Source organism: Kribbella sp. NPDC048837 (genome assembly GCF_055586945.1).
On record NZ_JBVJHF010000002.1, the window covers coordinates 763,166 to 782,962 of the forward strand.

General features: G+C 69.9%; 22 protein-coding genes. 12 read left to right on the forward strand and 10 right to left on the reverse strand.

Going from position 1 to position 19,797, the window contains the following annotated elements; genetic code table 11:
- Positions 1-5: 5 nt before the first annotated feature.
- Entirely contained in the window at positions 6-752 is a 747-nt protein-coding gene (locus tag ACZ6O0_RS11580) for an esterase family protein (protein ID WP_465764772.1), read from the reverse strand.
- Positions 712-1,788, reverse strand: a complete 1,077-nt coding sequence (locus ACZ6O0_RS11585; RefSeq protein ID WP_465764773.1) for an alpha/beta hydrolase — start codon at positions 1,786-1,788, stop codon at positions 712-714. The genes ACZ6O0_RS11580 and ACZ6O0_RS11585 overlap by 41 nt, the downstream gene beginning before the upstream one ends.
- Before the next feature lie 64 nt (positions 1,789-1,852).
- On the opposite strand from ACZ6O0_RS11585, the gene ACZ6O0_RS11590 reads away from it, so the two are divergent.
- Positions 1,853-2,197, forward strand: a complete 345-nt coding sequence (locus ACZ6O0_RS11590) for an MmcQ/YjbR family DNA-binding protein (protein WP_465764774.1) — start codon at positions 1,853-1,855, stop codon at positions 2,195-2,197.
- A 204-nt stretch (positions 2,198-2,401) separates the two neighbouring features.
- Here ACZ6O0_RS11590 and ACZ6O0_RS11595 read toward each other — a convergent pair whose 3' ends face one another.
- On the reverse strand, positions 2,402-3,163 hold the full coding sequence (locus tag ACZ6O0_RS11595; RefSeq protein ID WP_465764775.1) for a response regulator: 762 nt from the start codon (positions 3,161-3,163) through the stop codon (positions 2,402-2,404).
- Positions 3,142-4,503: a sensor histidine kinase gene (locus ACZ6O0_RS11600; RefSeq protein WP_465764776.1), complete on the reverse strand. Its 1,362-nt coding sequence runs from the start codon at positions 4,501-4,503 to the stop codon at positions 3,142-3,144. The genes ACZ6O0_RS11595 and ACZ6O0_RS11600 overlap by 22 nt, the downstream gene beginning before the upstream one ends.
- Before the next feature lie 176 nt (positions 4,504-4,679).
- Here ACZ6O0_RS11600 and ACZ6O0_RS11605 point away from each other — a divergent pair, with 176 nt between their 5' ends.
- From ACZ6O0_RS11605 to ACZ6O0_RS11615, 3 genes are all read left to right on the forward strand, one after another.
- Positions 4,680-5,393: a M15 family metallopeptidase gene (locus tag ACZ6O0_RS11605; RefSeq protein WP_465764777.1), complete on the forward strand. Its 714-nt coding sequence runs from the start codon at positions 4,680-4,682 to the stop codon at positions 5,391-5,393.
- Positions 5,394-5,412: 19 nt separating this feature from the next.
- Positions 5,413-5,784: a hypothetical protein gene (locus tag ACZ6O0_RS11610; RefSeq protein WP_465764778.1), complete on the forward strand. Its 372-nt coding sequence runs from the start codon at positions 5,413-5,415 to the stop codon at positions 5,782-5,784.
- A gap of 66 nt (positions 5,785-5,850) precedes the next feature.
- On the forward strand, positions 5,851-6,237 hold the full coding sequence (locus tag ACZ6O0_RS11615) for a pilus assembly protein CpaE (RefSeq protein ID WP_465764779.1): 387 nt from the start codon (positions 5,851-5,853) through the stop codon (positions 6,235-6,237).
- Here the strand turns inward: ACZ6O0_RS11615 and ACZ6O0_RS11620 are convergent.
- Complete coding sequence (locus tag ACZ6O0_RS11620) at positions 6,234-6,947, reverse strand: YqeB family protein (protein WP_465764780.1); 714 nt, start codon at positions 6,945-6,947, stop codon at positions 6,234-6,236. The two genes, ACZ6O0_RS11615 and ACZ6O0_RS11620, sit on opposite strands and share 4 nt — an antisense overlap.
- A gap of 97 nt (positions 6,948-7,044) precedes the next feature.
- Here ACZ6O0_RS11620 and ACZ6O0_RS11625 point away from each other — a divergent pair, with 97 nt between their 5' ends.
- The 6 genes from ACZ6O0_RS11625 to ACZ6O0_RS11650 all read left to right on the forward strand — a co-directional run bounded on the left by ACZ6O0_RS11625 (position 7,045) and on the right by ACZ6O0_RS11650 (position 11,947).
- Positions 7,045-8,058 (forward strand): ornithine cyclodeaminase family protein, encoded by a 1,014-nt coding sequence (locus tag ACZ6O0_RS11625; RefSeq protein ID WP_465764781.1) that lies wholly within the window; start codon positions 7,045-7,047, stop codon positions 8,056-8,058.
- Positions 8,058-9,413 carry an aromatic amino acid lyase gene (locus tag ACZ6O0_RS11630; protein WP_465764782.1) on the forward strand — a complete coding sequence of 452 codons (1,356 nt, stop codon included), beginning with the start codon at positions 8,058-8,060 and terminating at the stop codon, positions 9,411-9,413. Before ACZ6O0_RS11625 ends, ACZ6O0_RS11630 begins: the two co-directional genes overlap by 1 nt.
- A gap of 233 nt (positions 9,414-9,646) precedes the next feature.
- Positions 9,647-10,312: a hypothetical protein gene (locus ACZ6O0_RS11635; RefSeq protein WP_465764783.1), complete on the forward strand. Its 666-nt coding sequence runs from the start codon at positions 9,647-9,649 to the stop codon at positions 10,310-10,312.
- An 83-nt stretch (positions 10,313-10,395) separates the two neighbouring features.
- Positions 10,396-10,710 carry an ArsR/SmtB family transcription factor gene (locus tag ACZ6O0_RS11640; RefSeq protein ID WP_465764784.1) on the forward strand — a complete coding sequence of 105 codons (315 nt, stop codon included), beginning with the start codon at positions 10,396-10,398 and terminating at the stop codon, positions 10,708-10,710.
- Positions 10,707-11,195 (forward strand): SRPBCC domain-containing protein, encoded by a 489-nt coding sequence (locus ACZ6O0_RS11645; protein ID WP_465764785.1) that lies wholly within the window; start codon positions 10,707-10,709, stop codon positions 11,193-11,195. The genes ACZ6O0_RS11640 and ACZ6O0_RS11645 overlap by 4 nt, the downstream gene beginning before the upstream one ends.
- Positions 11,192-11,947 (forward strand): SDR family NAD(P)-dependent oxidoreductase, encoded by a 756-nt coding sequence (locus ACZ6O0_RS11650; RefSeq protein ID WP_465764786.1) that lies wholly within the window; start codon positions 11,192-11,194, stop codon positions 11,945-11,947. Before ACZ6O0_RS11645 ends, ACZ6O0_RS11650 begins: the two co-directional genes overlap by 4 nt.
- On the opposite strand, the gene ACZ6O0_RS11655 is transcribed toward ACZ6O0_RS11650, so the two are convergent.
- Genes ACZ6O0_RS11655 through ACZ6O0_RS11665 form a run of 3 tightly spaced genes read right to left on the reverse strand, consistent with a single transcriptional unit; the run spans position 11,944 to position 15,260 of the window.
- A complete protein-coding gene (locus ACZ6O0_RS11655; RefSeq protein WP_465764787.1) occupies positions 11,944-13,101 on the reverse strand; it encodes an NAD(P)/FAD-dependent oxidoreductase in 1,158 nt (385 codons plus the stop codon). The two genes, ACZ6O0_RS11650 and ACZ6O0_RS11655, sit on opposite strands and share 4 nt — an antisense overlap.
- Positions 13,101-14,645: an aldehyde dehydrogenase family protein gene (locus tag ACZ6O0_RS11660; RefSeq protein ID WP_465764788.1), complete on the reverse strand. Its 1,545-nt coding sequence runs from the start codon at positions 14,643-14,645 to the stop codon at positions 13,101-13,103. The genes ACZ6O0_RS11655 and ACZ6O0_RS11660 overlap by 1 nt, the downstream gene beginning before the upstream one ends.
- A gap of 33 nt (positions 14,646-14,678) precedes the next feature.
- Positions 14,679-15,260, reverse strand: a complete 582-nt coding sequence (locus ACZ6O0_RS11665; protein WP_465764789.1) for a hypothetical protein — start codon at positions 15,258-15,260, stop codon at positions 14,679-14,681.
- 87 nt (positions 15,261-15,347) lie between these two features.
- Here ACZ6O0_RS11665 and ACZ6O0_RS11670 point away from each other — a divergent pair, with 87 nt between their 5' ends.
- On the forward strand, positions 15,348-15,824 hold the full coding sequence (locus ACZ6O0_RS11670) for a DnaJ family domain-containing protein (protein ID WP_465764790.1): 477 nt from the start codon (positions 15,348-15,350) through the stop codon (positions 15,822-15,824).
- Here the strand turns inward: ACZ6O0_RS11670 and ACZ6O0_RS11675 are convergent.
- Together ACZ6O0_RS11675 and ACZ6O0_RS11680 are read right to left on the reverse strand one after the other, a co-directional pair.
- Positions 15,817-17,919, reverse strand: a complete 2,103-nt coding sequence (locus ACZ6O0_RS11675; protein ID WP_465764791.1) for a thiamine pyrophosphate-dependent enzyme — start codon at positions 17,917-17,919, stop codon at positions 15,817-15,819. The two genes, ACZ6O0_RS11670 and ACZ6O0_RS11675, sit on opposite strands and share 8 nt — an antisense overlap.
- Positions 17,920-17,922: 3 nt before the next feature.
- Positions 17,923-18,390 (reverse strand): MarR family winged helix-turn-helix transcriptional regulator, encoded by a 468-nt coding sequence (locus ACZ6O0_RS11680; protein WP_465764792.1) that lies wholly within the window; start codon positions 18,388-18,390, stop codon positions 17,923-17,925.
- 96 nt (positions 18,391-18,486) lie between these two features.
- Here ACZ6O0_RS11680 and ACZ6O0_RS11685 point away from each other — a divergent pair, with 96 nt between their 5' ends.
- Positions 18,487-19,761: an MFS transporter gene (locus ACZ6O0_RS11685; RefSeq protein WP_465764793.1), complete on the forward strand. Its 1,275-nt coding sequence runs from the start codon at positions 18,487-18,489 to the stop codon at positions 19,759-19,761.
- Positions 19,762-19,797 lie beyond the last annotated feature (36 nt).

Genomic DNA, 19,797 nt, shown 5'->3' on the forward strand with positions numbered 1-19,797 from the left:
AACTCCTAACAGAAGCGGGGCAAATGGTGGGCGATCTGCTGGCGCCACCAGGGCCAGTCGTGCGCTACGTCGTACCCCCAGAGGTCGAGTTCATGCGGGATCCCCTTCGCCTCCAGGACGGCGGCAGTCGCGCGGGCGGACGGTAAGGACCCGGTCGGATGGGTCTCCCAGTCACCTTGACCGACTGTGAGCACGATGAACAGCCGGCCGCGCAGATACTCCAGGTGGTCACCAGAGAGGTTGGGCAGGTAGTCGGCCGGGTTGTTGAAGTACGTCGCGTCGCCGCGCTCACCCCACGCGTGCCAGCTGGCGGCGTCGTAGTTGCCGGACTGGCAGATCGCGATCGGGAACAGATCGGCCCGCTTGAACGCGAAGTTGAGCGCGTGGAAGGCGCCCAGGCTGCAGCCGGTGGTGATGATGTCGCTGACGCCGGGCGAGTCCGCGCCGATCGTCGGGACCACCTGGTTCACGATCCAGGACTCGTAGAGCCCGTGCCGGCGGGCCCGGTCCTCGAGCTGGATGCTGCGGTCCGACCAGCTGACGTGGTCGAAGGAGTCGACGCAGTACAGCTTCACCCGGCCGGCCTCGATCAGGTCCTTGACGGCGTCGACCATCCCGTTGTTCTCGTAGTCCCAGGCCCGGCCCTGCTCGCTCGGGAAGACCAGCACGGGGCGGCCGAAATGGCCGTACCGGATCACGGTGCCGCGGCGGTCAAGCCCCGGCGCCTCCAACTCGACCTGCTCCCGCTCCATCAGCCCCACCCCAGGTCTGTCGCAGTACATCGGTGAGATCAGGATCCAGCACATCACGCCAGGCTGTGAAGTTGTGCATGTCCGGCGTTTCGCCGGACTTCACCGGGAGCTCGAGCTCGGCCAGTTTGGCCGCCATCACCCGGTTGTTGTGGACGTTCTCCTCGGTCGTCCCGGCGGTCATCCCGACCAGCGGCGTACTCGGGGCCGTGGTTGCCGTCAGCACCTGCCGCACGAAGGCCGTGACGCGGGCGTAGAACTCGAACTTCGCCTCCTGCGGGTCGGTATCGGGCGTGAAGAACGACCCCGACTGCAGGAACAGCCCGTCGAACGTGCCGGGATGGTGCCACTCCGCGTGCAGGGCCGCGAGCGCACCCAGGCTCGCGCCCATCATCACCGGCCGCCGGCTCCGGTACTGCGCCTGGACCGCAGGGAGGATGTGTTGCGTCAGGGCGTCGGCGTACTGCGGGTTGGCGGCGTACCAGAGGTTCCGGGCGGTCGGGTGGATCAGGACGAGCCGGAACGGCGGCAGCGTGCCCTCCGCGATCATCGCGCCGGCGTAGTGGGTCAGACCGGCGTACGCGGCGAACTCGGGACCGTCGTGGGCGAGCAGGAGCGGCAGCTCGAAGGTCGGTGCGATGCCTTCCGGTGCCCAGACCTGCGCGTCGACCGACCCGACCGGGGACTCTGCGGTGAGCGGGGTCAGCGTCGACCCGATCGACGGAGCCGTGATCCAGGCGGGCTCGACGTACCCGGGGAGCGGCAGCCAGGAGTGCTCGCCGAAGGCGCCGCCGACCAGCCGCGGGTTGGTCGGGTCGGTCCGCATCCCGAGGTCGGCGATGTCGAACAGGTACTCCATCCGGTGCACGGACGGCCGCGGCAGGCGCAGCTCCCAGCCGTAGTCGACCGGTTTGAACTCCAGCAGCTCCGCCGCCAGCCCGAGCTCCTGCCACAACCGAACGCCCGTGAACGCATGCGCAGAGTCACCGAGGCGGAACACCACCTCGGCCCCTTCGACCGCACTCACGACAGCAGGCATCCGGACACCGTACCGCCGTAAACACTGACAAACCCTGTCACCTTTGGCTGTCTATCGTTGGACAATGGTCAATCTCACGGATATCCGAGCCGTCACGGCGGACCTGCCGCGGAGCTACGAGGTGCTGGTGCGGGACAGCATCAAGTTCCGGGTCGGGCAGATCGTGTATCTGGCGGTGGCACCTGACGAGCAGACGATCGGGATCGGGTTCCCGCGCGAGGAACGGGAGGCGGCGCTGGCCGCCGAGCCGGACAAGTTCTTCCGGCCCCGTCCGTCCGACGAGCGCTTCCGGTGGATCCAGGTCCGCCTCGACGCGATCGACCACGACGAGCTCCGCGAGCTGATCCTGGACGCCTGGTCCATGTGCGTCCCGAAGAAGGTCCGCGCCGAGTACTTCGGCACGCCGTAAGTCTGGGCCCGGGGCAACCATCTCATCCCCGGGTAGTAGTGCAGAACCATTCCGATGGCCGATGGGTGGCGCGGTTTCGCGAAGCACTCTGGAAGACGTGACCGGAGACTTCCTGCCGCGGCGCCGCCAGGCGTCGGTCCTCAGCCAGGCCCTGACCCTCGTGATCGTGCTCGCTGTCGTGGGCCTGGCGGTCTATCTGTTCTCCTAGGAATCCCAGCGGACGTCGGCCTCGCCCGGGCGGACCACGCCGGCCTCGTAGGCGACGACGACCGCCTGCACCCGGCTCGACAGGCCCAGCTTGGACAGCACGCTGCTGACGTGGGTTTTCACCGTCGTCTCGCTGACGAACAGCTTGGTGGCCAGGTCGCGGTTCGACAGGCCGCGGGCCATCCAGACCAGGATCTCCCGCTCCCGCTCACTCAGCTGGGCCAGCAGCCCGGTCCAGCGCGGATCGGGCTGGGCCGGCGCCGGTTCCGCCGTACCACCGACCTGGCGCTCGAGTTCCATACAGCGTTCGAGGAGGACGCGGGTGGACGCGGGATCGACGAGCGAGTCGCCCCGGTGGACCGCGCGGACGGCGGACACGAGCAGGTCGGGATCGGTGTCCTTCAGGAGGAAGCCGGACGCGCCGGCCCGGACCGCGGCCAGGACGTACGCCTCGTCGTCGAACGTCGTCAGCACGAGTACGGCGGGACGCGACCGGCCGGCCGCCTGGTTGGCGGTCGTGATCCGCTCGGTCGCGACCAGCCCGTCCATCACCGGCATCCGGATGTCCATCAGCACCACGTCCGGGTCGTACTGCTCGATCAGCCGGAGCGCCTCCTCGCCGTCCCCGGCCTGGGCGACCGTGGTCAGGTCCGGCTCGTGGTCGAGGATCATCGCGAGGCCCATCCGGATCACGCCCTGGTCGTCGGCGACCAGGATCCGGATCGGCTCGGTCTCGCTCAGTTCTGCGGCGGCAGCCATGCCTGCACTCTCCATCCACCCAGGGGGCCGGCCGCGACGGCCAGTGTGCCGCCGACCGCCGTCGCGCGTTCGCGCATCCCGATCAGTCCGTTGCCGCGGCCGCTCTCGCTCCGCCGGGCGCTCTCCAGCACGTTCACCGGCGGCGGCCCGCCGCTGCCGTTGTCGTCGATCGTCAGGAGCTCGCCCTGCGGTCCACTCTGCCAGGTGACCCGAGCGGCGGTCGCTTTCGCGTGCACCATGACGTTGGTGAGCGCCTCCTGGATGATCCGGACCGCGGTCAGGTCGGTGGCCGAGGTGAGCTGCCGCTGCCGCGGCGGCAGGTTCATCGTCACGTCGATGCCGACGGCCTTCAGCCGGTCGCCCATCCGCGCCACGTCGGACAGGTCCGGCACCGGCGCGGTCCCGCCGCCCGAGCCCGGTGACGCTCCGGCGTCGCCCGGCGAGGCGGTGTTGAGGACCCGGACCGTCTCCCGCATCGCGGTCAGCGCTTCCTTGCCGCTGGCAATGATCCAGCGGATCGCCTCCCGCAGGACCTCGGGCCGCTGGTCGGCCACCCGGTCGGCGGCCTGGGCCCGGATCACCACCGCACTGACGTGGTGGGAGATCACGTCGTGCAGGTCGCGGGCGATCCGGGTCCGCTCCGCGACCGCGGCGCGTTCCGCCTCGACCGCGCGGAGCCGGACCAGTTCGGCGTTCCGCTGCTCCAGCAGGGCGACGCTCTTCCGCCGGCGCCGGGCGTCCGCGCCGAGCAGCACCATGCCGCAGATCAGGGCCTCGGCGAACACGAACAGGGAAACATCGATGTAGCTGTAGAGGCTCGGCAGGTCGGACGGGAGGTTCTTGTAGCGATCGCCGTACAGGATCGCCCGGTTCGCGTGGCCGAGGACGATCGCGACCACGGTCGGCAGACCGATCATCAGTCCGGCCAGGCTGCCCATGGTGAAGAACAGACAGGTGAACCGCCGTACGCCGCTCGACGCCGCCAGGTACCCGACGACGAGGAGCGGGACCAGGTGGATCTCGGACTGCAGCGCTGCGTCGCTGATCTGGGGCTGGCCGAAGATCGTGATCCCGACCTGGGCGGCCAGGCCGGTGCCGACCGCGGCGTACAGGAACGGGTAGAGCACGGAGACGGCGACGAGCATCGTGCGCGGAGTACGCCGTCCGAAGGCGACCGTGGCGACCAGGAAGATGCCGGTCACCACCGAGACGGCCGGGTTCTGCGGGCGCAGCCCGCTGCCGTTGATGAGGTTCAGCGCCGTGAACCAGACCAGCCCGATGAGCGCAGCGAGCAGCAGATCCTGCTGCGACTGCGACAACCGGCGCCAGACACTCATCATGTCGCCCAGCGTAGTCAGCCGCTGTTCTCCGAGGCTTCATCTGCCCGGAGGGGCAGTCTCTCCAACTTTTGGAGGAGGCTCGGCGTCCGAAGTGATACTCAGGGGCTACTGGTGGTACACGAGGACGGTCCCTGGGACCGATGTGGCGACCGTCCTGATCCGAGAGGCTGTACCCCATGACCAACGACCTGCCGTCGCGCCGGACCGGTGCGGTGCGGATGCGGTTGCTGTCCGTGATCGGCGGGGTGGTCGTGGGAGGCGTCGTCGGTTCGCTGCTGCTGTGGCACGCGCAACTCGGGGAGATGTTCGGTCTGGCCGCGGACAAGGAGCCGGTCGTGTCGAGCGTGAGCGCCCCCGCGGTGGGTGCGCCGCCGGCCGGCACCACCCTGGCGACGATCGCGCCGTCCCGCCGCCCGGAAACTTCGCCGACGACCCCATCCACGACGCCGTCGACGACGAAGCCTCCCAAGAAGACGGTGAAGACGCCGAAGCCGTCGCGGGAGGAGAGCATCAATGGGCTGTCGCCGAAGCTGAAGGCCCGGTTGACGAAGGCGATCGCGGCCGCGAAGGCCGACGGCGTCACGATCAAGATCACCTCGGGCCGGCGGACCGCCGCCAAGCAGCAGCGGCTGCTGAACGCGGCGATCAAGAAGTACGGCTCGTACCAGAAGGCGACGCGGTGGGTGCTCCCGCCCAGGTACTCCGCGCACGTCCTCGGCAAGGCCGTCGACATCGGTCCGACGGCCGCCATGACCTGGCTGAACAAGAACGGCTGGCGGTACGGCGTGTGCCGCCGCTACGACAACGAACCCTGGCACTTCGAGGCGCTCACCGCACCCGGAACGAAGTGCCCGCCGCGCGAACCACACGCGGTGGCCAAGGCCGACTGATCCCAAGGGGGAGCCCACGATGACCATGACCTACGCGCAGCCCATGCCCCGGCGCTACACCCGCTCCCGGCTCGCCGTCCCGGCGCTCTGGCGGCAGGTGATCCGTGCCAGTGAGAAGGGAGACGAGACGACCGTGCCGGAGCCGGATCGGTCCGCGTACACCCAGCTGGAGATCTACGACGGCTTCCTGGCCGCCTTCGAACGCCGCACCGACGTGGCCGAGGTACTGCGGACGTCCACCGACCGGACCATCGCCGTACTGCGGTTGCGGGAAGAGTTCGCGCTCAGCCAGGTGCAGGCGACCGCTCTGCTCGACCTGCCGCTGACGACGGAGTGCCGCGACCGGATCGCTCACCGTGCCGAGGAGCTGCGGTCCGCGCTGAACCGCTGACCCGCGTCCGTCTCACGGCTCGCGCGTAGACCTGCGAGGTTTGCGTCCCGTGGGGAGGATGGAAGGGTGATCACGATCGAGCAGGCCGGGCGACTGCGCAAGGCCGGGGTGCTGTGGGCGCCCGCGGCAGGGGATCGTTTCGTCGTACCGGACCGGGACATGGACGACGACGTGTTCGTGGTGAGCGACATGACCGTCGAGGTGCACGACTACCAGGGCAGCAAGGTGATCGGCTTCAACGGCACCACCGAGTGGGCCCTGGACAGCATCGAGCAACGCGAGGTCATTTGGCTGCCCCGCGAGGAGCAGCTGCGCGCGCTGCTCGGCGAGCACTTCCACAGCCTCGCGGCAGTCCCCGGCGGCTACCGGGTGGAGCTCACCGACTCCACCCACACCGCCGAGGACGCCGAACAGGCCTACGCCCAAGCCGCCATCCACTTGCTGGGCGCCTAGCCGACCGTCGGGCGCCAGTACTGCTTCTTTTCTTTGTCTTTCACGACGTAGCCTAGCTTGGCCACCTCGTCGCGGAGCTCCCGGAGATCGGCCTTGCCCTTGTCGCCGTCGTCGAACGCTTTGGAGCGCGCCTTCAGGACCGCGTTGACGGCGGGCGGCAGCTCGGGCTCGTCCTCGACCCAGCGACGGAAGCGGTCCGCGTGGGGATCGCCGGCCTCGGACCACGGATAGCCGTGGGCACGGAACGCGGCCGGGATCTGCTTCGCGTCCGAGGTCAGTTGGTCGTGCTTCTCCCGCGCCAGCTCCCGTGACGTCGCGTCCTGCAGCACGATCTCCTTGCCATCCAGAAACGCGACCGACACCTTCTCCCGCGGGACCGTGGTCGTCTTCTGGTGCTTGAGGAACTCCACCGACCGGTCGGTGACCGTCACCTTCAGCGTGTCCTCGAGTGCCATTGCGGCGAGCAGTACGCCGGCCGCGAGCCCGAGCACGATGCAGATCGCGACCACCCACCAGCCGTCCCAGCCCGCGACCAGCTTCAGCGGCCCCTGGAACGGCACCCATTCCTTCGAGGCCGCCCAGTCCGCGATCCGCGGCAGGAAGAACCCGGCCACGAGCCCGAGCAACGGCAGCCCGCCGAACAGCACGACCTTGTCCGTCGTCGAGTGCCCGATCACGGTTCGTCGTGGTGACTGCGTGGTCGACCCCATGGCACGAACGTAGCGTGACGGCGGGAAACTTTAGTATCAAACAACAACAACCGAAGGACCCTCGCTTCGCTCGGGGGGAGACTGGTGAAGGAGCCGGGTGACGGACGGGATCTGGTTGCGGTTTCTGAGTGGGCCCGAGATCGACGCGCTGGGGCTGACCCGGCTGGAGATCGTGGACGCGGTCGAGGAGGCGGTCCGCGAGCACGGCGAGGGCCGGACCAGCTTCGAGCCGCGGGTGCACCTGATGCCGGACAACGGCGGCATCGGCCACTTCAACATCCTGCGCGGCCACCTCGACGGCCTGGGTGAGCACGGCATCAGCGGGGTCAAAGTGGTCGGCGACTTCGTCCCGAACTACCAGAGGGGCCTGCCGAGCGAGCTGGCGATAGCGACCCTGTTCGACCCGACCACCGGCGTACCGCTGGCGGTGCTGGACGCGACGATGATCACCGCGGCGCGGACCGGCGCGATGACCACGGTCGGCGCCCGGCACCTGGCCCGGCGGGACAGCAAGATCCTCGCTCACGCAGGTGCCCGCGGTACGGCGTGGTGGAACGTCACCATGCTCGACGACCTCTTCGACCTGGACGAGATCCGGGTGACGTCCCGCCGGCCCGAGTCCCGGGAGAAGTTCGCCGCCGAACTGTCCGCGGAGCTGTCCACCCCGGTGCGGGTGGTGGCGACCGCGGAGGAGGCGTTCGACGGCGCCGACGTACTGGTCGAGGCGACCCGGCTGACCGAACCCGAGCCGCTGTTGCGGACGGCCGCGGTGAAGCCGGGCGCGTTCGTCGTACCGTACGGGACGATCAGCGCGGTCGAGCTGGACCTGCTCGACGTGATGGACAAGGTGGTCGTGGACGACTGGCGGGAGGCGCGGTCCGGGCGGTTCGGGTCGCTGCGGCGGCACGTGGACACCGGCCGGCTGTCGCCGGAGACCTTGTACGCCGAACTGGGCGAGATCGTCGCGGGCCGCAAGCCCGGGCGGGAGAATGATGCCGAGCGCAACCTTTTCTGGCATCGCGGGCTGTCGCTGCTGGACGTCGCGATCGCGCACCTGATCCTGCGCAAGGCCGAGGCCGCCGACGTCGGCACGATGCTGCGCTTCCACTGATGATCACCGAGCCGTCAGACCTCGACCCGGCCGCCACCGACCCGATCACGATCGCCCAACCCCTGCTCGATCGCCTGGCCGCGATCCGCGCCGACGTGCTGCGGGCGCTCTCGACCGGCGATGCCGTGTACGGCGTCAACACCGGGATGGGTAACCTCAGCAAGGTCCGGCTGTCCGAGGACGAGCAGCGCCTCCACCAACGCAACCTGCTGCTCGGCCGCGCGGTCGGTGGACCGCCCTGGCTCCCACCCGACGAAGCCCGCGCCGTCCTGATCGGCCGCCTGAAGACCTTCCTCACCGGTGACGCGGGCGTCTCGGTCGAGCTCATCACGCAGTTGGTCGACTACATCAACAGCGGACAGGTGCCGGAGATCCCCGCCGAAGGAGCAGGCTCCGCCGGCGAGATCATTCCGCTCGCCCACGCCTTCGGCCCGTTGGCGGGTGCCTTCGAGCTCGGGCCGAAGGAGGGCATCGCGCTCCTGGCCGGCATCCCCGGCGCCACCGGCCGGGCCGCTCTGCAGGCCGCTCGGACCCGCCGACTCGCCGACCAGCTGACGGAAGTGGCTGCCGGGGCGATCGCCGTGATCGGCGCCAACCGGGCGCCGTACCAGTCGGCGGCCGCTCGGGGTGATGACCTGCTGGCGACCGAGTTCGCCCGGATCCGCGAGCTGGCCGGCCCGGAGCCCGAGCCGCGATCACTCCAGGCACCTGTGTCGTTTCGTGTTGCCGGGCACGTGATCGCGCATGTCCGGCGGACCGAGCAAGCCCTGGAGGACGCCGTCGAGCGGGCGTTCGCCGGCGTCACCGACTCACCGGCGTACCTGGACGGTGAGTTCATCGGTACGGCGGGCTTCCACGGGATCGACCTGGCCGCGCACTGCGACCACTTGACCGCGGCGCTGGCCCACGCCGCCGAGGTCTCCACCGCACGCCTCCACCGGCTGCTCGATCCGGCGGTCAGCGGCCTGACCGCCCAACTGGCTCGCGAGCCGGGCCCGCAGGCCGGCCTCGTCGCCGTCCACAAGCGAGCCGTCGCCACCACGCACCGGCTCCGCCGCCTGACGTTGCCCACGGCAATCAGTACGGCGGAGACCTCGAACGGCCAGGAGGACGTCCAGACCTTCTCCTGGGAGGCGGTCGGAGTCCTCGCCGAGGCGATCCGGCTCACCCGCGAGACGACCGCCTGCGAACTCCTGGCCGTCCGGCAGGCCTTCGCCCTGTCGAAACGGCCGATCCCCGTCGGCCTGCGCGACCTGCTCCGCGCGGTCGACGCCGTCGTACCTCCGATCGACGCCGACCGCCCGTTCGGGGTCGATCTCACCCGGCTGATCGAGGAGGTCCTCAACTTCTCCTGATCCCCGGAAAGGTGAGCCTGATCTGACCTGTCCTCGTTCCGGCCACGGGTTGATCGAAAAAGCCAGTGCGACACGCGGGTGCGGGCAATCCGCAAGTAGCCTGCGCGGGGTCTGTGTCGTTGGCCTGGATACGGGCGCGTGAAATCTGGGCCAAAGCTGCTGCGGCGTGGGCTGTCGCGGCCGATGTATCCACTAGCCTGACCAACGGACGAGGCGGAGATGGAGGAGTTTTCGTGAAGCGGTTCGTGGTCCCGCCGACCTGGCCGTCGCCGCCCCGCCGCAGTTGGGTCCCGCCGAAGACGTGGCGCCCGGATCCGTCCTGGCCACCGCCACCCGAGGACTGGAAGTTCTGGGTCGACGGCAAGGGCAATCCCGTCCGCGGCCCGATCGGTCTGTTCGCCGGCCCGTCCCGCCGGGTGGTGTACTCCGGTGCCGCCGCCCTGGTGCTCTTCCTCGGCGTCAACGTCTGGGCGCTGACCGCGGTCGGCCTGTTCGGTGGCGACCCGGGTGATTCGAAGGCCGTCCAGGTCGTCGACGACCGTTCGTCGACCCCGTCGTCGACCCCGACACCCGTCGTTCCGCAGCTGACGACCCCGCCGCCCGTGCCGAAGGCGACGGTGACGCCGACGCAGAAGCCGACGACGCGGCCGACCCAGCAGCCGACGAAGACGCGGACGACCGAGCGCCGGACCGAAGAGCGGCCCGACCCGACGCCGACCAGGACGACGACCACGGCGACGAGGACCCCCAAGCCGCGACGGCCGAGCACCAGCCCGCCGCCGACCCGCGAAGAGATCCTCCGGCAGTACTGCATCCAGCGAGGCTGGGACCCGGAGTGGTGCGACCCCGACAACTGGCCCGACGATCCGGCGGACGACCCCCGCAACGACCAGCCCTGAGTCGCCTGAGCGGTTGACAAGAGGACGGCCCCGCGCGCATTGTTAACCACATGGTTTCAAAACCAAATGGTTATGGAGATGGATTGAACAGCGTCTTCGCGGCGCTGGCCGATCCGACCCGGCGCGCGATCCTGGGCGAGCTGCGGCGCGGTGACGCGACCGTGGCCCAGCTGGCGGCGCCGTTCAGCATGTCGCAGCCCGCTGTGTCCAAGCACCTGAAAGTTCTGGAGCAGGCGGGCCTGATCAGCCGGTCCCGGCAGGCGACCGCACGGTTCAGTCATCTGGAGGCCGAGCCGCTGCGGGCGGCCGTCGGCTGGCTGATGGACTACCGCGCGTACTGGGCCGAGAGCTTCGACCGGCTCGACGATGTCCTCGACGAGTTGCGGGGCGAGTCATGACCGAGATGCGGGTGATCGCGGAGCCCGGCGTACCGCAGGTCGTGATCATCCGGGAGTTCAACGCTCCGCGGGAGCTGCTGTTCCGGGCGTACACGGAGCCGGACCTGCTGGCGCGGTGGCTCGGACCGGCCGAGCTCGAACTGGTCGTGAACCAGCTGGACCCGCAGCACGGCGGGCGCTGGCGCTGGACGCATTACGACGCCGACGGCAAGGGGTACGCGTTCCACGGGCTGTACCACGGGACGCCGTCGCCGGACCGGATCGTGCAGACGTACGAGTTCGACCAGCAGCCCGGGACCGTCTATCTGAACCTGATCACCTTCGACGAGGCCGACGGCGTCACCACGCTCACGCAGAACACGGTGTTCTTCGCGGTCGAGGACCGCGACCTGTACGTCGACACCGGCATGGAGCGCGGCATCCGGGCGTCGATGCGGCACCTGGACGACCTCGTCACCGAACTGGCCAAGGAGGGCCACCCATGATGCTCACCGGAAAGAACGCGATCGTGTACGGCGCGGCCGGACCGCTCGGCACCGCCGTCGCCAAGGCCTTCGCCGCGGAAGGTGCGACGGTGTATCTCGCCGGCCGGACGCTGAAGACACTCGATGAGGTCGCGGCGGAGATCCGCGCCGCCGGCGGAACCGCCGAGACGGCCGTCGTCGACGCGCTGGACGAGCGGTCGGTGGACGACCACGCCGACGCCGTGGCGGCCGCGGCCGGCAGCATCGACATCTCCTTCAACCTGATCGGCCACCGGCAGTTCTTCGGTACGCCGCTCGTCGAGATGCCGGCCGCCGACGTCGAGGCACCGGTGAGGACGATGCTCCGCACCTTCTACCTCACCTCGCGGGCGGCCGCCCGGCACATGATCACCCGGGGCTCCGGCGTGATCCTGACCTTCGGCGGGTACGGCGAGCCGAGTGCGAACCTGGGTGGTTTCCAGGCCGGCTTCGGTGCCGTCGAGGCGCTGCGGCGCAGCCTGGCCCTCGAACTCGGAACGCACGGCATCCGCGTGCTCACGTTGCAGACCGGCGGCATCCCCGAAGCCCTGCCGGCCGACTTCCCCGAGAAGGCGGCCCGGGCGATCGCCGAGGACACCGCTCGCCGCACGATGCTGAAACGTGCCGCGACCTTGTCCGACGTCGGCGCGGTCGCTGTCTTCGCCGCCTCCGACCTCGCCGCCGCCATGACCGGCACCGCGCTCAACCTGACCGCGGGCGCCGTGGTCGACTAGACCACGTTCCACTCGGCGCGGTGGGTGTTGGTGTGGAAGCGGCGGGCGTCGAGTGGGGTGATGTCGACGAAGGGGGTGCGGTTCAGGTAGAGGTCGCGGATGATCTCGCCGACGGCCGGGCCCTGGAGGAAGCCGTGGCCGGAGAAGCCGGTGGCGTAAAGGAATCGGGACAGCTCGCCGGATTCGCCGATCAGGGCGTTGTGGTCGGGAGTCACCTCGTACAGACCGGCCCAGCCGCCGGTCAGGCCGACGTCGAGCAGGGAAGGCGCTCGGTGTGACATCGCCTCGGTGAGCCGGGGGAGCCAGGTATCGGTGCGGTTCAGGTGGAAGCCGGGCTGCTCGTCGGGGTCGGACATCCCGACCAGCAGCCCGGGGCCTTCGCGGTGGAAGTAGAACGTGCTGCTGAAGTCGATCGTCATCGGGAGGCCGGCCGGCAGACCGTCGATCGCCTCGGTCACCACGATCTGGCGGCGGAGCGGCGTGACCGGCAGATCGACCCCGACCATCGCGGCGAGCTCCGCCGACCACGCGCCCGCTGCGCAGATCACCGTGCTGGTCCGGATGTCACCCTGACTGGTCCGGACCGTGGTGATGTTGTTGCCCACGGCATCGATACCGAGCACCTCGCAGCCGGTGACCAGTGTCGCGCCGAGCCGGCGGGCCGCGGTCGCGTAGCCGAGGACGACGGACTCCGGCGTACAGTGCCCGTCCGCCGGCGAGAAGCAGGCGCCGGCCAGTCCGTCCGGGGCGACGATCGGGGCGAGGCGGACGGCCTCGTCGACGTCGATCATCCGGGTCGGCTGGCCGGCCGCGTTCTGCAGGCGGGTGCTCTCGCGGAACAGCTCGAGCTGGTCGTCGGTCTCCAGCAGGAACAGGTAGCCGACGCGATGCAGGTCGATCTCCTGGCCGGGGCGCTCGCCGAAGTGGGCGAAGGCTTCCAGGCTGCGGGCGCCGAGCGCGATGTTCAGCTCGTCGGAGAAGTTCGCCCGCACTCCGCCGGCCGCCTTGGAGGTGGAGCCGGAGCCGAGTTGGTTCTGCTCGAGGAGCAGGATCCGTTCCACCCCGGCCTCGGCGAGGTGGAAGGCGATGCTGGTGCCCATCACCCCGCCGCCGACGATCACCACATCGGCGGCCCCGGGAAGGACCCCGGCCATCAGGGCAGCTGGTAGTCGAGGTCGGCCTCGACCGTCTCCGTATCCATCTGCGCCTTCTGCAGCTTGCCCGAGTAGTCCCAGTTCATCGACTGCCAGCGGGTGAACTGGTCGAGCACCCACACCCCGCTCTGCCGGGACCCGTTGCCCGACTTGCCGTTGCCGCCGAACGGCAGGTGCGCCTCGGCCCCGGAGGTCGAGTTGTTCACACTCACCATCCCGGCCGAGATCCCCTGCGCGAACCGGAACGCCTTGTTCGGGTCGGTGGTGTAGATCGAACTGGACAGCCCGTAGCCAGACTTGTTGCCCAAGGCAATCGCTTCGTCGAGGGTGGTGTACGTCGCGACGCCGACCACCGGACCGAACGTCTCGTTCAGGAACAGCTCGTCGTCCGGCCGCACCCCGGCCACGATCACCGGGTGGTAGAACAACCCGTCCGCCGGATCGCCGACGAACCCGGCCCGCGGGTTGTCCGCGGTGACCCGTCCGGTCCGGCCGATCACCCGGTGATGGGCCGCGATCCAGCCGAGCGACTTCTCGAACCCGGCCGCGAACTTCTCGTCCAGCAACGGCCCGAACAGCACGTCCTGGGCCGGATCGCCCATCGCCGCGTCCGCGACCGCCCGGCCGAACCGGTCGAGGAACTCGTCGTGCACCGACCTGTGGACGATCGCCGTACCGAGTGAGGTGCAGCGCTGTCCCGCCGTCCCGAAGCCGGAGAAGAGGGCGCCTTCGACGGCCAGGTCGAGGTCGGCGTCCTCGGTGATCACCATCGGGTTCTTGCCGCCGAGCTCGAGGCACGGGGTCTGCAGGTGCCGGCCGCAGAGCTCGCCGATCCGGGTGCCGACCGCGCTCGACCCGGTGAAGCCGACCTTGTTGATCAGCCCGGCCTGCAGCGCCTGCTCGAGTCCGGTGAACGTGTCCGGGCCGTCGGCGTACACGACGTTGAAGACCCCGGCCGGTACGCCGGAATGCGCGAAGATCTCGTAGAACGCGTCGGAGACGACCGCCGAGTACTCCGCCGGCTTCCAGACGACCGTGTTGCCGCAGAGCAGCGCGGGCACGATGTACCAGGACGGCACGGCGACGGGGAAGTTGCCGGCCGTGATCACCGCGACCGTGCCGACCGGGCGGCGGAACGTGAACAGTTGCTTGTCGGGCATCTCGGACGGGACTGTCTGCCCGTACAGCCGGCGGCCCTCGCCGATGAAGAAGTCGCAGGTGTCGATGATCTCCTGGACCTCGCCGCGGGCCTCCGCGATCGGCTTCCCGATCTCGCGCGTGACCAGCGCGGCGAGCCGCTCCTTGTTGGCGGTCATCAGCCGGCCGACGTTCGCGATCACCTGCCCACGCTGCGGCGCGGGTGTCGCGGCCCACGCACCCTGTGCCGCCCGGGCCGCCTCGGCCGCGCGGACGAACACCTCGGGTCCCGCGCTGCCGACCGTCCCCACGACCTCGCTCAGCCGAGCCGGGTTGGTCGACGGCGTACGCCGGACCGCCTCCGCGACTCGCTCGCCACCGACAACGGACAGCACCTCAACGGGCATCTGGCATCCCTTCCTCGTCGTGGGGCCTCCACCTTAAGCGCGCGGCGGCACCTTGCGATCGGGGTAGAGATCCGGGATCGGGATCGGCATCCGCCAGAGGTGGGACTTCGGGTGGATCATGCCGTGCCGGACGGCGACGTACCGGATCATCCGGAGCGGACCGGCGATCAGGAGGAAGGCCAGCGGGAGCTCGACCAGGAAGGCGCTGAGCAGGGCCTGGGTCAGGTCGCCGCCGCGCTGGCTGGTCATCACGTCGAACCAGGCGTCGCAGATCAGCAGCACCCCGGAGGCGAACGCGGTCGGGAACACGAACTGCTTGCGCTTCCAGCCCGCGAGCGCGGTCAGCGCCAGCATGGTGAGCAGCAGGATGTCGAAGCCGACCCAGGTCGCGACCCAGTTCCGGGCGACGTAGTGGCTGGGCAGCGTGTTCGCCAGGTACACCGTCCACGGGATCAGGGCGGCCACGCAGACCACCATCAGTGCGGTCCGCCACTTGCGGATCCGCTCGATCGTCCGCCGGGACGGCAGTCCCGCCGGGCGGGGCGCCAGCCGCAGGATCAGGTCCTGCCGCTCGGCCGCCGTCATCTCCGCGATCTCTTCGTCGGTCAGGTGCACCTCTCCAGTATGTCTTGTGATTGCATTCACAAGCCGGTAGGCTGAGATCCGCAGAGCAACTGTCGATGAAGACAGATGAGGTGTGACATGACCAAGCGCAGACCGCCCGGCATGAGCACCCAGGAATGGGTCGAGGCGCAGATCAAGCGGGCCCAGAACGCGGGCGAGTTCGACGATCTGCCGGGTGCGGGCAAGCCGCTCAAGCTGGCCGAGCAGCACGACCCCGACTGGTGGGTCAAGGATTTCATCCGCCGCGAGGACGTCGAGACCGACGCGCTGCTGCCGCCGGCGGTGCAGTTGCGCAAGGAGAAGCAGCAGGTCCACGAGAAGGTCCGGGGCATGCGGCGGGAGTCCGAGGTCCGCGAGTACCTGGCGGATCTGAACCAGCGGATCCGGGTCAGCATCCGCGACACCACCGGCCCGGTCGTCCCGACCGGCCCGGTGGACGAGGACGTCGTCATCGCGCAATGGCGGATGGAGCGCCCCGCGCCGGAGCCCCGCCGGGAGCCTGCCGAGGACCAGCAGCCGGCGAAGAAGTCCTTCTGGCAGCGCCTGTTCAGCTGAGCAGTGCGCAGGCCGCGGCCTCGATGGTCTGCTCGCTCAGTAGTACCTCGTGGGCGGCCGCGCCGAGCGGCACGTACGAGTCGTGGCTCGTCACCCGGGCCAGCCTGCCGGTGTAGCCATGGTCGACGAGCGTGGCCAGGATGCCTTCGGAGACACCGCCCGTACGCCGGGTCTCGTCGACGACCAGCACCCGGCCGGTACTGGTTGCCTCGCGCAACAAATCGTCGACCGGCAGGGGAGCCAGCCAGCGCAGGTCGAGGACGCGGATGCCGGGCACCCGGGCCGCCACCCGCAGGCTCATCGGCACGCCGTTGCCGAAGGTCACGATGGTCAGGTCCGTCCCGTCGCCGTACGTCCGGCCGCGCCCGAGCGGCACCGGTTCCTCCGGGTACGGCGCCAGCCACCGGTCGTCGCCGTCGTCGTACAGATCCCGCCGGTGGTAGAGCGCGATCGGCTCGAGGAACACGCTGACCGTGCCCGCGGAGCGGGCGGCCGCCGCGCACGCGTGCAGCATCGCAGCCGCGTCGTCCGGCCGGGACGGTGACGCGATCACGATCCCCGGGATGTCCCGGAGAACACCGATGGCGTCGTCGTTGTGAAAGTGCCCACCGAACCCCTTCTGGTAGCCGTAGCCGGCGATCCGCAGGACCATCGGGTTCGCGTACTGCCCCTGTGAGAAGAACTTCAGCGACGCCGCTTCGCCGCGCAGCTGATCCTCGGCGTTGTGCAGATAGGCCAGGTACTGGATCTCCGGGATCGGCAGCAGTCCGGACACTCCCGCGCCCAGGCCGAGTCCCAGAATCGACTGCTCGTCCAGCAAGGTGTCGAACACGCGGGCGGGTCCGAAGGCCTTCTGCAGCCCACGGGTCACGCCGTAGACGCCACCTTTGCGGCCGACGTCCTCGCCGAAGACCATCGCCTCCGGGTAGGACGCGAGTACGTCGCTCAATGCGCGGTTGATCGACTGACTCAGGGTAAGCGGTTCGGCCGTCGGCGTGCGCTTCGGCAGGGATTCGGCGACGCACGCCGGATCGGGGAAGCGGAGTGGGGCGGCGACCGCTTCGGCCGAGGACAGCTGCGGCAGGCCCGCGACCTCGGCGGCGATCCGCATCGCCTCGGAACGCTTGTCCTCGTACAGCTCGATAATGTCGTCCGCACTGAACCCGGCGCCGAGCAGCAGTCGCGCCGTACCGAGCAGCGGGTCCAGCTCCTCGTCCGCGGCCAGCTCGGCGGGACTCCGGTACGCCGCCTCGACGTCGGAGCCGGCGTGGCCGAGCAAACGGACGGTCCGCAGTCGCAGGAACGCCGGGCGGTGGTTCCGCCGGACGAACGTGGCCGCCTCGGTCGCGATCGGCAACGCGGCGGCGAGATCGGTGCCGTCGGCATCGAAGTACCGCAGTCCGGGCCGCTGGCCGTACGCCTGCCGGATCCAGCCGTCCGGGGTGCGCACGCTGATCCCGATCCCGTTGTCCTCGCAGACCAGCAGCAGCGGCATCGGCAGCCCCTGGTACGACGCGTGCAGGGCGGCGTTGATCGCGCCGGTCGCGGTCGAGTGGTTCGCGGACGCGTCCCCGAAGCTGGTCACCACGATCGCGTCGGCCGGCCACGGCGACGGTACGCCGAGCTTGGCCGCCCGGGAGATCGAGAACGCGACGCCCATCGCCCGCGGCAGGTGCGACGCGATCGTCGACGTCTGCGGGATGATCGCCAGGTCGTGCCGGCCGAACACCTTGTGCCGGCCACCGGCGATCGGCTCGCTGGTCGCGGCGGCGACCCCGAGCAGGATGTCGCGCAGGCCCTCCTTCGAACCGCACTGGTCGGCGCGGGTCAGGTAGAAGGCGCCGGAGCGGTAGTGCAGCAGGGCCGGGTCGGTCGGTTCGAGCGCCGCGGCGACCGCGGCGTTGCCCTCGTGACCGGCGGATCCGATCGTGTAGAAGCCTTTGCCCTGCGACTGCATCCAGCGGGCCGCGAGATCCGCGTGCCGGCTCCCGAGCTGAGCGTCGTACAGCCTGCGCAGCAGCTCGGTGGGCTGGTCCCACGGCTCCGGCTTGAGCGAACGCACGCGTCCGGCGAACTGCTCGTCGACGCTGGTCACAGCTCAGAGTCCGCAGTCGAAGCCGTCGTCATTGGGGTTGGCGTCGGCCAGCACATCCAGGATCCGGCTCGCGCGGCGAAGGTCCTCATCTGATACATGATCGGCGAAGAACGTCGAGACCACAGCTTCGACCACGGGTTGAGCGGCCGCGAGCGCCTCCCGCCCGGCCGGCGTGAGCTCGGCCCAGGTGGCCCGGCGGTCCTCCGGGGTGTTGCGGCGGACGACCCAGCCGTCCTTGTCCTCGAGCTTGCCGATCAGCCGGGTCGCGCCGCTGCGGGAGATCATCAGCGCCTCCGCCAGCGGGGCCATCCGCATCCGGCCGCCGGCCTGGTCGAGCGCGCGCAGCACCTCGTGCTCGAAGTAGCCCATCTTCAGCCGGGTCCGCAGCGTGTTGTCGAGATGCGTGAACAGCAGCGTGTCCGCGCGGTACAGCGCGCGCCAGGACTCCAGGTGCGTCGGCTTGGTCGGCATGGTCAGAGTCTACGAGCTTCAGTGCGCACTGCAACTGTTGACACGTGAACTGTTCTCCTGTGTATGCTCGGCGGAACGACCGGCAGGAGGGGACACGTGGGGTGGAAGGCGGTTCGCCCGTTGCGGCACCGGGACTACCGGCTGCTGTGGACCGGCCTGGCGGTCGCGCTGCTCGGCAGCGGGCTCTGGCTGGTCGCGCTCGCGTGGCAGGTGATCGAGCTCGGCGGCGGACCGGTGCAGCTGTCGATGGTGACGACGGCGTACAGCATCGGGCTGGTCGTGTGCGTGCTGTTCGGCGGGATCGCGGCCGACCGGCTCTCGCAGCGCAGCGTGATCGTTGCGGCCGACGGCGTACGCGGGCTGGTCCTGCTGGTTGTCGCGGGGCTCGCGCTGACCGAGTTGCTCGAGGTGTGGCATCTGGCCGGGGCGGCGATCCTGATCGGAGCCGGTGAGGCCTTTCTGATTCCGGCGTACACGGCGTTGGTGCCGAAGCTGCTGCCCGCGGACGAGTTGCTGGCGGCGAACGGTTTGGAGGGGACGCTGCGGCCGTTGGCCCAGCAGGCGACCGGGCCGGCGCTGGGTGGGCTGGCGATCGCGGCGATGTCGCCGGGGATCGCGATCCTGATCACCGCGCTGACCTACTTCTTCTCGGCGGGCTGCGTCCTCGCGATGCGGGTGCCGACCGGCGACTCCGAGCCGGCGGACGCCGCGGGCCCGCGGACGATCTTCGGCGACCTGCGTGAGGGCTGGGGCTACGTACGACGTACCCGGTGGCTGCTCGCTTCGCTGTTGTTCGGCACGATCTTCGTGCTGCTGATCCTCGGGCCGCTCGAGGTGCTGCTGCCGTTCGCGATCAAGGATCAGCTCGGTGGTGGGCCGAGTCAGTTCGGTCTGGTGCTGGCGGCGTTCGGGATCGGCGGGGCGGCGGGCGCGCTGCTGATCTCGTCGCGCCGGCTGCCGCGGCGGTACCTGACCGTGATGACGCTGATGTGGGGTGTCGGGTCGCTGCCGTTCGCGCTGCTCGGGTTCGCGCGGGATCTGTGGGTGATGGCGATCGGCGCGGCCGTGGTCGGGGCGACCGGCTCGGCGGCGATGGTGATCTGGGGGACGCTGCTGCAGCGCCGGGTCCCGGACCACTTGCGTGGCCGGATCGCCAGCCTGGACTTCTTCGTCTCCCTCCTGCTGATGCCGCTGTCGATGGCCCTGGCCGGTCCGGCCGGTGCCGTCCTCGGCCTGACCACGGTCTTCCTGATCGCGGGGATCGGCCCCGCCCTCATCTCGCTGGCGGTGGTCCACTTCGGCCGGATGCCGTCGGACGAGCTCGCCCATCCGCTCGATCACCCGGTGGAGTCGGCGCCGACCCCGGCGTGAGGTGGGGTTGACGGCGGTGACCGCGGGGAACGGTGA